This is a genomic window from Vibrio artabrorum, from assembly GCF_024347295.1.
GTDB classification, from domain to species: domain Bacteria; phylum Pseudomonadota; class Gammaproteobacteria; order Enterobacterales; family Vibrionaceae; genus Vibrio; species Vibrio artabrorum.
Genome location: NZ_AP025458.1, coordinates 328,736 through 341,627 on the forward strand (window position 1 = coordinate 328,736; position 12,892 = coordinate 341,627).

General features: G+C 44.2%; 11 protein-coding genes. 10 read left to right on the plus strand and 1 reads right to left on the minus strand.

The features are described from left to right. Positions 1 to 117: 117 nt before the first annotated feature. Positions 118 to 765 (minus strand): LuxR C-terminal-related transcriptional regulator, encoded by a 648-nt coding sequence (locus OCU36_RS01590; protein WP_261838738.1) that lies wholly within the window; start codon positions 763 to 765, stop codon positions 118 to 120. 278 nt (positions 766 to 1,043) lie between these two features. Here OCU36_RS01590 and OCU36_RS01595 point away from each other — a divergent pair, with 278 nt between their 5' ends. The 10 genes from OCU36_RS01595 (at position 1,044) to OCU36_RS01640 (ending at position 12,890) form a co-directional block, all read left to right on the plus strand. Then, positions 1,044 to 1,598 carry a single-stranded DNA-binding protein gene (locus tag OCU36_RS01595; RefSeq protein WP_261838739.1) on the plus strand — a complete coding sequence of 185 codons (555 nt, stop codon included), beginning with the start codon at positions 1,044 to 1,046 and terminating at the stop codon, positions 1,596 to 1,598. A 161-nt stretch (positions 1,599 to 1,759) separates the two neighbouring features. After that, entirely contained in the window at positions 1,760 to 3,781 is a 2,022-nt protein-coding gene (gene csrD, locus OCU36_RS01600) for an RNase E specificity factor CsrD (protein WP_261838740.1), read from the plus strand. Continuing rightward, positions 3,778 to 5,220 carry an MSHA biogenesis protein MshI gene (locus OCU36_RS01605; RefSeq protein ID WP_261838741.1) on the plus strand — a complete coding sequence of 481 codons (1,443 nt, stop codon included), beginning with the start codon at positions 3,778 to 3,780 and terminating at the stop codon, positions 5,218 to 5,220. The genes csrD and OCU36_RS01605 overlap by 4 nt, the downstream gene beginning before the upstream one ends. After that, positions 5,220 to 5,867 (plus strand): type 4a pilus biogenesis protein PilO, encoded by a 648-nt coding sequence (pilO, locus tag OCU36_RS01610; protein WP_261838742.1) that lies wholly within the window; start codon positions 5,220 to 5,222, stop codon positions 5,865 to 5,867. Before OCU36_RS01605 ends, pilO begins: the two co-directional genes overlap by 1 nt. Next, a complete protein-coding gene (locus OCU36_RS01615; protein ID WP_261838743.1) occupies positions 5,860 to 6,192 on the plus strand; it encodes an MSHA biogenesis protein MshK in 333 nt (110 codons plus the stop codon). Before pilO ends, OCU36_RS01615 begins: the two co-directional genes overlap by 8 nt. A gap of 15 nt (positions 6,193 to 6,207) precedes the next feature. Continuing rightward, positions 6,208 to 7,878 carry a pilus (MSHA type) biogenesis protein MshL gene (gene mshL / locus OCU36_RS01620; RefSeq protein WP_261838744.1) on the plus strand — a complete coding sequence of 557 codons (1,671 nt, stop codon included), beginning with the start codon at positions 6,208 to 6,210 and terminating at the stop codon, positions 7,876 to 7,878. Between the two features lie 53 nt (positions 7,879 to 7,931). Then, complete coding sequence (locus OCU36_RS01625; protein WP_261838745.1) at positions 7,932 to 8,771, plus strand: ExeA family protein; 840 nt, start codon at positions 7,932 to 7,934, stop codon at positions 8,769 to 8,771. Between the two features lie 2 nt (positions 8,772 to 8,773). Beyond that, positions 8,774 to 9,940 carry a tetratricopeptide repeat protein gene (locus OCU36_RS01630; RefSeq protein ID WP_261838746.1) on the plus strand — a complete coding sequence of 389 codons (1,167 nt, stop codon included), beginning with the start codon at positions 8,774 to 8,776 and terminating at the stop codon, positions 9,938 to 9,940. Further along, positions 9,930 to 11,654: a GspE/PulE family protein gene (locus OCU36_RS01635; protein ID WP_261838747.1), complete on the plus strand. Its 1,725-nt coding sequence runs from the start codon at positions 9,930 to 9,932 to the stop codon at positions 11,652 to 11,654. The genes OCU36_RS01630 and OCU36_RS01635 overlap by 11 nt, the downstream gene beginning before the upstream one ends. A 12-nt stretch (positions 11,655 to 11,666) precedes the next feature. Beyond that, the gene (locus OCU36_RS01640) at positions 11,667 to 12,890 is read left to right on the plus strand and encodes a type II secretion system F family protein (RefSeq protein ID WP_261838748.1); all 1,224 of its coding nucleotides are present in this window, start codon (positions 11,667 to 11,669) and stop codon (positions 12,888 to 12,890) included. Positions 12,891 to 12,892: the final 2 nt, after the last annotated feature.

Consider the following 12,892-nt stretch of genomic DNA (forward strand, 5'->3'; position numbering starts at 1 on the left):
GGTTGATATTTCTGAGGGCAACTCTAGCATAATTGAGGTCGAAAATTCAGTAACAATAGCTATGGTTTACGAGAGCTTACCTCAACATTATCGTAAAACTAAGAGGCGAAGCATTGATTACGCAAGCAGGTTTTGGTTTGCCCATGCGATGGCTTGGACTCTATTTTTAACCGCCAGCTTACGAAATATCTGGTAAAGATGAGATTTGACGGTGAACTCGCTAATAAATAAGTCGTCGGCGATTTGTGTGTTTGATGCTCCAGATTGCAGACAGCGAATCACCTGGATTTCTCGAATGGTTAAGTCGACATTGGTCGGTGTGGTATTAGTATTGACCATATTACGATAATAAAATAACAGTTGATTAGTTACCTTTCTTGGTAGCCAATTTTGCCCGTCTATCACGGCTTGAAGACCAAGCGCGATTTTGTCTTTTGGCTCGGTGTGGTAAAAGAGCCCCTTTAATACGCCGTAGGTAAGAAGCTCTGAAGTAGGAAGTGGTTGAGGGACATTGAACAAAATGATCTCATGGTTTTTCCACATTACGGTCAGGTTCGCACAATCAATACGGAGTTGTGGTACCTCTTTGTAATCGACGAGTAAGATGCGGTTACTCCTTTTCCTATCAACGAGCATTAATTCATCCGGGGTCATTTTGTAGCAAGGGATTGATAGGTGTTTTCCTATCTCCTTTATGTGTAGGTGGGTGTCGCTTGGATCAGCACACAGAAAGTGTAAAGTGCGAGCGTATCGAGATGTTTTCATTGAAAGCCCTACTATTTGTGGTATGAGATTCTACGTTGTCATGCGCAATCTCTCATCTCTAGCGTCTTAGTTATGTCTTGCGTTGAACATCAATGATCAAAGTAAATGAGTGGTTTGTAAGTGGAGAAAAAAGCTACATCGATCTGAATATCATGATTTATTACGTTTTTATTCTTTGTCGTGAGGGGAGAATGGGAATGCGATTTATCACTGTAGAAAAGCGTGCTATTCTTATGCGCTAAAATTTTTTGAGACTATGAATTTAGACGGAGCAAATCATGGCTAGCCGTGGAGTTAACAAAGTTATATTAGTGGGTAACCTAGGTAATGACCCTGAAATTCGTTACATGCCAAATGGTAGCGCAGTAGCGAACATTACCATTGCAACGTCAGAGTCATGGCGTGATAAAGCGACTGGCGAACAGCGTGAAAAAACAGAGTGGCACCGTGTTGCTCTGTTTGGAAAACTGGCGGAAGTTGCGGGTGAATACCTACGTAAAGGTTCTCAAGTTTACATTGAAGGCCAACTTCAAACTCGTAAATGGCAAGATCAAAGCGGTCAAGATCGTTATACAACAGAAGTTGTCGTTCAAGGCTTCAATGGTGTAATGCAAATGCTGGGTGGCCGCGCTCAAGGTGGTGCTCCTGCTCAAGGTGGTATGGGTAATAACCAACAGCAGGGTGGTTGGGGGCAGCCACAACAGCCACAACAACAGCAATACAGTGCTCCAGCTCAACAGCAGCAGAAAGCACCTCAACAATCAGCACCACAGCCGGCTCAACCTCAATATAATGAACCGCCAATGGATTTTGATGATGACATCCCATTTTAAGCTCTGTTTTTAATATATTATAAAGACAGTCTTAAATTGGAAAAAGCCGCGTTTATCGCGGCTTTTTGTTACCTAAAGTTCTTAACACTTTATCGACAACCTCAGTTTATAGTATAAGTAGCGATACGGTATAATGTGAGTTGAAAAGGATTTCGTTATTCATGAGATATACCCCAACACTGAAATTGAGCACCCGCTTAGTGGCCTTTGTCACCGTGATTGTTATCAGCGCGATGTTCATTCTATTTATCGGTGGTACTCTTTCATTTAAACGTATTGGTCAGGAGTATTTAGATCATTATTTGGTTGGCATTGTCGACGTTGTTGATAAAGAGATGGAAGACCCTGATGCCGCCTATTCGATGCAACGTTGGATGCCTAAAATGTTGCAAGCGAGCAATATTGTTGAGATGGAGCTCTCGAACAAGAGTGGTATCGTTTATCGTTTTAAAGACACCTCTCCACAAATTGATCCTAGCCGTCTCTATGAGAGAAGTTTTGTCTTAGATCGGAATGAAGGTTATCGCATCGAATTTAAAGCTCTTCCCCCCTATATCGGCTATAACTATTCGTTTGAAGCCATGTGGTCAATTACTCTAGCGGTTGCGCTTATTATTTTCTGTTTAGCACGTGGCGTACAATGGCTAAAAGGTCAATTAATGGGTTCTGAAATGCTCGAAGAGCGTGGCAGAATGCTTCTTGCGGGGCAAGTTGAAGCTTATGCAAAAGGCGATGAACGAGAGTGGCCATATACGGCAAGTGAGGCTCTCGATGTCCTAATTGAGGAACTGCAAGATGCCCGGCAAGAGCGGAGTCGCTTTGATACTTTTATTCGCACCCATACTTTCCTAGATCAGCTTACTGGTACAGCTAATCGAATGCTATTTGATAACAAGCTTGAATCCGCACTGCATGAGAGTGGTGCGCGAGGGGGAGTGCTACTGATACGCATTGATGAATGGGAACAGGTTCGTGATGCGAATGATAAGCCAGTGACCGACAGTTTTATTGTTGAGGTTGGCGAGGTGCTTTCAAACATTGTTCAACGCTATCCTGATGTTATGTTCTCTCGTTATTACGACGCTGATTTTGCTGTGTTTATTCCGCATCAGGGGGCAAAGGATATCGCAAAGTTGGCGGCTCAATGTTTAAGGCAGTTAGATAAAATAACCCCACCGAAACCTTTGGCAGCTGACAATTGGTGTCATATCGGTGTGACAATGTATGTTGAAGGTGAGCGCCATAACCTGATCATGGATGAAGCGGAAACAGCATTAAAAAGCGCTCAGTTGGAGCAGGTTAACAACTGGAGTCGCTATCCTAAACAGAATACAAGTGAGCTTGATAGAGGCAGTGTCCGTTGGCGAACCCTGCTTGATAAAGCCCTACTTCCTGAAAACTTAGTGATCTTCACTCAGCGGTGCTACCTTATGTCGGATTCTGATCAGGCTATTGAATTGCATCAAGAAGTCTTCACGAGAATTCATGACCCAGACAAAGGTTTATTGAAATCATCTCGATTTATGCCCGCGGTTGAGCAAGTGGGTTATCAAGCGCAAATTGATCAATCGGTTTTGACGGTTTTATTGAAATCATTGAAAGAATCAACCAAACTCACCAGCTATTCGGTGAACTTGCATGTCACCCCGTTTGCCAATAAACACCATTTTAAGTGGTTTAGAAGTGAGTTGTTACAGCTTTCCGCCCAACACCGATCTCAATTAGCCTTTGAGTTTTCAGAAGGACATCTTATTGCCCACCTTGATTATATGAGACCGGTGGCAAAGATGTTGAAAGGGTTAGGGTGTAAAGTCATTGTCGGGCAAGCTGGACGCACGATTGTAAGCACACACTACATCAAGGATTTAAAGGTTAATTTTATTAAGCTTCATCGCAGCTTAATAAAGAGAATCGATCAAAGACATGAAAACCAACTGTTTGTCCGAAGCTTAATCGGGGCGTGTGGTGATTCTTCAACTCAAGTTATTGCGGTAGGTGTAGAGACAAAGCAAGAAAAGAACACTTTGATAGAGTTGGGTATTAACGGCTATCAAGGCAGATATTTCGAAGAAGAACAACAAATTATCCCTTTGCCTAACCAAGGTGACAGCGCAGTGGAAAACGAATCTGTTGTGAAAGTAGGTCGAAGAAATCGATGGCGCAAGAGTAGTAGTAAAACATGAATTTTAAAGCGATTTTAAACAAGGTAAAGCCAAAGAATAACAGGGGCAGCACACAAGTTGTCGTATTGGGTAATGAGGCTATTTATGTATCATCAGCAGATCTAGAGGCGCAATCCACTCGTATTCCATTGGTGAATGGGGACTGGGAAAGCGCGCTGAAAAAATCGCTGAATAGTGAGGCTTTTTCTAGTCATCGCTTCCAGTTAATCATCAGCGCTAACTACTACCAAACCTACCAGATCGATAAACCCAACATACCCGAAAACGAATGGCCTGTGGCGCTGCCTTTTTTACTCAAAGATCTGATATCGGAAAGAGTGACAGACATCACTGCGAGTGCGGTCGCGCTGCCCACCTCTAATAAGTTACAAGTGTATGTTTTACCGAGAAAACTGTTGAATAAGTTGGTGAGCATTGCTGATTCAGCGCAAGTTGAGCTTAACGGTATTGCCCCTGAAGACGAAATCTGGGGCTATAGCGCAGGTGATCTTGCTAATTTTATCCTACTGCAACGCAGTTCTGGAGCGCACTTTAAGCTTGGAGCGTTTGTTGACAATACCGTTTGCTTTCAAAGAACCATCCGCAGTGTTGTGCCGCCTTTAACCGGTGTTGCATCCCATTCTCTTCAGTTAGATAGCTTGGCTTTGGAACTGCAACGCTCGATTGATTACCTTTCCTCTCAAATTAAAGGCGCTCAACTGCATCAGCTAAAAATCTGCTGTGATGAGGAAGATGAAGTTGAATTACAAAGTGCTTTAAATAACACGTTGAGTTCAAGTGTCTCCTTATTAGTTGAAGGAGAGCGAGATAATTCAGAACGTTTGTTATTGAAAATCGCGTCTGAAAGAGATGGTTTCAATGTTAACCTTTACCCTGAGCATCTAAAACCGAAGAATGAATTATTCACGCTGACAAACGTTGTCGCCGGTTGGGTGTGTGTTTCTATCCTGCTACTTGGCGGGTACTTTATCATGCAGTATCAAGCTTCAGCACTTGATCAGGGTTTAACGGCATTGCAGCGTGAATCAGCACAGCTTAATAAGCAAGTTGATCAATTGAATAATAAGTTAACTCAGCATAAGCCATCTCTCGATAAAGTCGCCGCCGTGGCACGTCTCCAGCGAGAGACACAAGCCAAAAAAGAAGCTTTGAAGGCGGTAGGACAATACGATGAATCACAACAGGTCGGATATTCTGGTGTGATGATGGCCTTAGCTAAATTAGGTCGAAATGATATCTCACTCTCGCAGATTTACATCACTCACGACACGTTGGATCTCAGTGGTTTTGCTCGTAATGCTGATGCCGTTCCTAACTGGGTTGGTCAATTTAGAAGTGAACTTAATTTAGTTGGGCGAGCTTTTGAAAAACTCAAAATCGGTCGTAATGATCAAGATGTGGTGACGTTTGAGCTCAGCACTCGCAGGGAGAGCAAATAATGCAGTGGTGGAACCAACTTAACGACAAGTTTCTCGTTTTAAGCCAAAGAGAGAAATGGTTAATTGTTGTGTGCGGTTTGGTAGGGGTATCCATGTTGTTGTTCATCACATTGCTGGAGCCTGCGTATCTCAATTTACAGGCGAAAAGCACTGAGACGATGAGCCTGACTCATTCAAACCAAAGACAACAAGGCGATTTACTGACTCTGCAAGCTCAGCTCAATAGTGACCCAGATAAAGACATTAATGTTGAACTCAAGACATTACTCGAAGAAAGCCAAGCGCTTTCACTTCAGTTATCAGAAATCGTAGAGGGGCTGATCTCGCCTTCTCAAATGTCGCAGCTGTTGGAAAATGTCCTGAAAGCAGGCGATGGACTCAAATTAGAGTCTCTTGAGTCATTAAAACCAGAAGCCATTTCGAATAATCAAGAAACCAGTGAATATTCAGGTTATTTTCTTCACCCAGTAAGAATGGAGTTAACAGGGAGTTACTTTGATATTGCCGCTTATCTTCAAGCGCTAGAATCTCTGCCAGTTAACTATTACTGGCGCACATTTAAATACACAGTTGAAGAATACCCTAAAGCTCGACTTGTACTCGAGGTTTACACATTAGGTACCAGACAGGAGTTTATCGGTGGTTAGAGCTCTATTGTTGTCCTTACTGTTTAGCAGTTCAGTGGCGTGGGCCGAGCAAGACCCGACCGCCCCGTTAGGCTGGCTTAATCATGAACAAAAAATAGCGTCAGAGAAGGCGACCCCCATTCGTTATCGCTTGCCGTCTCTAGAGAGCATCGTTTGCAGAGGTGACATCCCCTGCTATGCCATTATGAATGGTCAAGTTCTCGGTCAGGGAGATACGATCAAAGGGTACCGAGTTAAGGACATCGCTCCAGAATATGTCACTCTACAGAGAAGCTCTAAGCAGTGGAAATTAGAGATGTTCTCTTTAGATGTTAAGAATAATTAAGGTTAGAGTGAAGACATGCGTAAATTAGTATTAGTAATTCTAGTGTCATCGTTAGTTGGTTGTTCAATGGGGCATAGAGATCCTGTTGAAATAAAAGAGTCTTTGAACGCATCGATTAATGAGGCCAATAGCAAGGCTCTTCATGATCTTCCGTCTTCGGTTCAAGATGATCTTATGCCTCAACTTGATTCAGACTCTACCTCTCCGGATATGGAAAAGGTCAAGCGCTTCCGTATTCAGGCGAAAGATGTTGACGCGAGAACTTTCTTTACAAGCTTAGTGAAAGGCACCGAATACAGTGCCGCTATTCACCCCGGTGTCTCAGGAAAGCTCACTTTTAATCTCACAGACGTTACCTTAGATGAAGTTTTGTCGGTTGCACAGGACATGTATGGTTACGATATTGAAAAGCGTGGCAAGGTCATACAGGTTTATCCTGCTGGCCTTCGCACGGTCACTATCCCTGTCGATTACTTGCAATTAAAACGCTCAGGTCGATCATTAACAACGATCAGTACAGGAACGATCTCTAATTCTGATTCTAATTCATCAAACTCTTCAAGTTCGAACTCGTCAAATTCATCGAATTCATCGAACTCATCGAACTCATCGAATTCGACATCAAATGGCGGTACTGAGATTGAAACGACCTCTGAAAGTGATTTTTGGCCACAGCTTGAAGCTGCGGTTGCTCATCTGATTGGGTCTGGTGATGGTCAAAGTGTGGTTGTGACTCCGCAAGCGAGTGTGATTACCGTTCGTGCATATCCGGACGAAATTCGTGAAGTCAGAGAGTTTTTGGGGATTTCTCAGAAGCGTTTGCAGCGCCAAGTTATTTTGGAAGCCAAAATCATGGAAGTCACCTTGAGCGATGGTTACCAACAAGGCATTAACTGGACGAAGATGTTTTCGGCAAATGGCACCAACTATACGCTCGGTATGGGATCGATTGTTAAAAATGCGGCGGGTGCGATTATCCCTGGTGCATTGCCTGGCATGGATCCAATTGGTGCGACTTTAGGCGGTCAATCTAACCTTGTTGTCTCTGGAGGGAGTTTTGAAGCTGTATTGAGTTTCATGGGGACACAAGGTGACCTCAATGTGCTTTCTAGTCCTCGAGTCACCGCTGCCAATAACCAGAAAGCCGTGATTAAAGTGGGCACTGACGAATATTACGTCACTGACTTATCAAGTACGGTTGGCAGCGGTGATAATGCCAATGTTGCCCCTGATGTTGAGCTTACTCCCTTTTTCTCTGGTATCTCGTTGGATGTGACGCCGCAAATAGATGATAAGGGGAGTGTGTTCTTGCATGTTCATCCAGCCGTTATTGAAGTTGCAGAAGAAGTGAAAGAACTTAATCTTGGCGCAACAACGGGGGTGGTATCACTGCCTTTGGCAAAAAGTTCTATTCGTGAGTCTGACTCAGTGATTCGAGCACAGGATGGGGATGTTGTCGTTATTGGTGGATTAATGAAATCCAACACGAATGATATCACCTCCAAAGTCCCATTCCTGGGAGATATTCCTGGATTAGGTCACTTGTTCCGTAATACCCGTCAATTAACCCAGAAAACAGAGTTAGTCATTTTATTAAAACCAACGATTGTTGGTGTGAACACTTGGCAAACGGAAATAGAGCGTTCTCGAGATCTTCTGCAACAGTGGTTTCCTGATGAAAAGTAGTCACAGGTTTTCTCCATGTAGATTGGCAGTATGTCATTAAGGTAGGTCACCTTATGTATCAAGCGCATTTTGGCTTTGAACAACTGCCGTTTACTCTTACGCCGAATACTGAGTTTTTTTATGGATTAGCGCCTCATTTTGAGGCCATTCAAATGGTTATTTCGGCGTTAGAGATGGGGGAAGGTGTGATCAAGGTGACGGGCGAGGTCGGCACTGGGAAAACGATGGTATGCCGAATGCTGGTGAATCATTTACAAAACAGTACGGCTCTGATCTACCTTCCGAACCCAATGTTATCGGGTGCCGACTTACGTCAAGCCGTCGCCAAAGAATTAGATATTGTCGTCGAGAGCGAAGCCACCTTAGTGGATAATATTCAACATCGATTAATTGAGTTGAATCGCGCAGGATTAAGAGTGGTTGCGATACTCGATGAGGCTCAAGCTCTGTCGGATGAGGTGCTCGAAACGTTGAGATTATTCGGTAACCTCGAGACTGAAGATAAGAAGCTGCTCCAAATGGTGCTGCTAGGACAACCGGAGCTGGATGTTAGGTTGGAGGAGTATCATCTTAGGCAGTTTCGTCAGAGGATTACTTTTAGCTCGACATTGAGGCCGCTAACTCTCGATGAAACCGTCGCTTACATTGACAATCGGATCGTTAAATCGGGTGGTAATCCTGAGTTGTTCAGTTTGAATCAAAAAAAGGCAATCAGCCGCTCTTCGTTAGGTATTCCAAGGTTGATCAATCAACTCTGTCACAAAGCTTTATTGCTTTCGTTTAGTGAGAATAAGCAACACATTGAGAATCAGCACCTGTATTCAGCCATGCACGAGACATACGATGTATGTAAACCAAAATTTAAAACGCCAATATTGTGGGGTTGGAATTAATTATGAGTGTCATTAACAACGCCTTATCTGAGTTGGCAAAAAAGCAGTCAACAACTTCGATTGAAGCGGTCGTCGTACCGAAAATCCGAACACACTCTCCTTTAATGTGGGTTGCTGTGGGTTTTACACTCAGTCTGGCCATGAGTGGTTGGGCGATATCACAAGGCCCGGCTGTTGATCGAACAATATCAACTCGGGATGCACAAGCTCCGCTCTCGGTTGTGGATAATCAGAGCGAAAATCACAGTGGGATAACACCGGAACTGTTGTCACCAACTAAAAAATTAGTGACGCTAAACGCAACGACGATTTCTTCGGAAAATTTAACGGCATCTTCTGGCGAGCAAATTAAAGCTGTGACTCAATCGAACGCAGCAACGGCACATGGCTCCCAAGTCACTCAATCTCAAGTCATGCCTAAGCTGCCCAGTACCGCGAAAGCCACTCATACGGGCATTCCCAAACCGATGTCTGTTGCGAGTGTGGCTAAAACCGATCCTAGCTCGGTCTCCAATAAGATAGATAGTGATGGTGATTCAAAAAATAACGCAATGTTGATTGAGCAGGTGGAGCTAACACCAAAACAATTATCAACAAACGCACAAGGTCGAGCTCAGAAAGCGTTGGATGCGAACGATCTTAATGGCGCCTTGAAAGGCTATACAGAGGCGCTCCGCTATGCGCCAAGAAATGAGGATGTTCGTCAGAAACTGGCCATTCTCTATTTTGGAAAAGGGGAGACTCGAAAAGCCTATGAGCTTTTTCAATCCGGTATAAAATTGAATAACGACAGTGAAAAACTGCGCCTAGGGTTGTCAAAACTACTGGTCAAAGCAAATCAGGCTGAGGCGGCGTTGAGCCCGTTAATACACTTGCCGCCCAATCCCACGAAAGAATATTTAGCAATGCGTGCCGCTTTGAGCCAAAAAGCGCAGCAAGAGGAGATGGCGTTGGAGAGCTATCGTCGGCTCGTTGAAGTGGACTCAGAGAATGCGCGCTGGTGGTTAGGGTTGGCCATTCAACAAGAGCGACAGCTTGATTTTTCCGCGGCAAAAGAGTCCTATCAAGGTGCTTTAACCCGAGTTGGTATATCGTCGCAGTCACAAAGTTTTGCCCGTGACCGCTTAAAAATACTCAGTACCTTAGAGGAGAGTAGCGATGAAAATTAGATTAAGGAAGCGACTCGGTGATTTGCTTGTTGAAGAAGGTATTGTTACAGACAATCAAGTAGAACAAGCTCTTGCGGCCCAAAAGCATACCGGGCGTAAGCTAGGCGATGCGCTGATAGAGCTGGGTTTTTTGTCTGAGCAGCAGATGCTGACCTTTTTATCTCAACAGCTAGCGATTCCTCTTATTGACTTAAGTCGTGCTGATGTCGATGTAGAAGCGGTACAGTTGTTGCCTGAGGTGCATGCCCGCCGTCTGCGAGCGTTGGTTATTGGACGTCAAGGGGATACTTTACGTATCGCGATGAGTGATCCAGCTGATCTCTTTGCGCAAGAGTCGTTGCTTGGTCAACTGGGTAACTACGAATTAGAGTTTGTAGTCGCGCAAGAAAGGCAATTGGTTGAGGGGTTTGACCGCTATTATCGAAGAACCAAAGAGATAGCCTCATTTGCTGAACAGTTGCACGCTGAACATCAAGTTAATGATGCCTTTGATTTTGATATTGCTGAAGAAGACAGTGATGAAGTTACCGTCGTTAAGCTCATTAACTCGTTGTTTGAAGATGCAATCCAAGTTGGCGCTTCTGATATTCATATTGAACCGGATTCAAACGTATTACGCCTTCGTCAGCGGATTGATGGTGTCTTACATGAAACACTGCTCAATGAGGTGAATATAGCTTCAGCGTTAGTTTTACGTTTGAAGTTGATGGCCAACCTCGATATTTCAGAGAAACGTCTTCCTCAAGATGGTCGTTTTAATATTCGCACAAAAGGCCAATCGGTTGATATTCGTATGTCGACGATGCCGGTGCAGTATGGTGAGTCGGTGGTGATGCGCTTGCTTAATCAAACATCAGGTCTCCGTAAATTAGAAGCATCAGGTATACCCAGTGATCTTCTTATTAGACTGCGTCAACAGTTACGCCGCCCGCATGGCATGATCTTGGTGACAGGCCCTACGGGGTCAGGTAAAACAACCACTCTTTATGGGGCGTTGAGTGAACTGAACGAACCGGGTAAGAAGATCATTACCGCAGAAGATCCGGTTGAATATCGCCTTCCGCGAGTGAATCAAGTGCAAGTGAATCCTAAGATAAATCTCGACTTCTCTACTGTTCTTAGAACTTTTCTTCGTCAGGATCCCGATATTATTCTTATAGGTGAAATGCGAGATCAAGAAACGGTCGAAATTGGTTTGCGGGCAGCACTTACGGGCCACTTAGTGTTAAGTACACTGCATACCAATGATGCTGTAGACAGTGCGTTGCGTATGATGGATATGGGCGCGCCGGGCTATTTGGTGGCGAGCGCGGTGAGAGCGGTAGTCGCACAGCGATTGGTTCGTAAGGTATGCACAGATTGTAAGGTGAATGACGAATTAGATGAAGCTCGTAAACAGTGGTTGAGTGTCCGTTTTCCAAATCAGGTGGGTGTCTCATTCATGAAAGGACGTGGTTGCCAGAACTGCAACTTGACTGGCTACAGTGGGCGTATTGGTGTGTTTGAAATGTTGGAGTTAGAGCAAAACATGATGGATGCATTAAGATCAAATGATGCGGTAGGCTTTGCTCAAACCGCGAGACGGTCTGAAAGTTATAAACCGCTATTAGCTTCTGCTATGGAGCTCGCTTTGCAAGGTGTGGTGAGTCTTGATGAGCTTATGCTTCTTGGTGAAGGTGATGCTTCTGGATCCACGGATCCTATTTATCTGTAGAGGTAAAGTGATATGCCAACATATCGTTATGTCGGACGCAGTTCTGATGGTCGCCAAGTCACTGGCCGATTGGATGCGAATAACGAAGATCTTGCGACAGAAAGTTTGCTGAATAAAGGGATTATTCCTACTTCAATCAAGCTCGGCAGAAGTGGTGGCTCAATATTGGATAGGGATGTCTCTAGCCTGTTCTCACCGACTGTTCCGCTAGAGGTGTTGGTTCTGTTTTGCCGCCAGTTATACAGCTTGACCAAGGCGGGGGTTCCATTATTGAGATCGATGAAAGGCCTGACTCAAAATTGTGAAAACAAACAGCTGAAAACGGCTTTAGAAGAAGTGGTCACCGAGTTAACGAATGGTCGGGGGTTATCCACATCGATGCAGATGCACCCCAAGGTATTTAGCCCATTATTTGTATCGATGATCGGTGTTGGTGAAAATACCGGTCGCTTAGATCAAGCTTTGTTACAGTTAGCTGGATATTATGAGCAAGAAGTCGAAACTCGTAAGCGGATCAAGACGGCGATGCGTTATCCGACGTTTGTCGTTAGCTTTATTTTGGTGGCGATGTTTATCCTCAACATCAAAGTTATCCCACAGTTTTCGAGCATGTTCGCGCGCTTTGGTGTCGAGCTACCATTACCAACACGTATTTTGATCGGGATGTCGGAGTTCTTTGTTAATTATTGGGGGTTAATGCTTGCTGTGATTTTCGGTCTTATTTTTGGCTTGAAAGCATGGTTAAAGACAGACAAAGGCTTAGAAAACTGGGATCGGTTACGGTTGAAACTACCGGTTATTGGTGGCGTCGTGAATCGAGCTTTGTTGTCGCGTTTCTCTCGAACTTTCGCATTGATGTTGAAAGCGGGCGTGCCACTGAACCAATCATTAGCACTCTCTGCCGAGGCTTTGGATAACCGCTTTCTTGAACTGCGTGTTCAAGGTATGAAGTCTGCAATAGAAGCAGGTAGTACGATTTCATCTACCGCGATTAATAGCGAAATTTTCACTCCACTCGTTATACAAATGATCTCGGTGGGAGAAGAAACCGGTCGAATTGATGAGCTGCTATTGGAGGTGTCCGACTTTTATGATCGTGAAGTTGATTACGATTTAAAAACACTAACAGCAAGAATTGAACCTATTTTATTGGTGATTGTTGCAGGCATGGTGCTTGTCTTAGCTTTGGGTATTTTCTTACCTATGTGGGGAATGTTAGATGCTATCAAAGGGTAGGG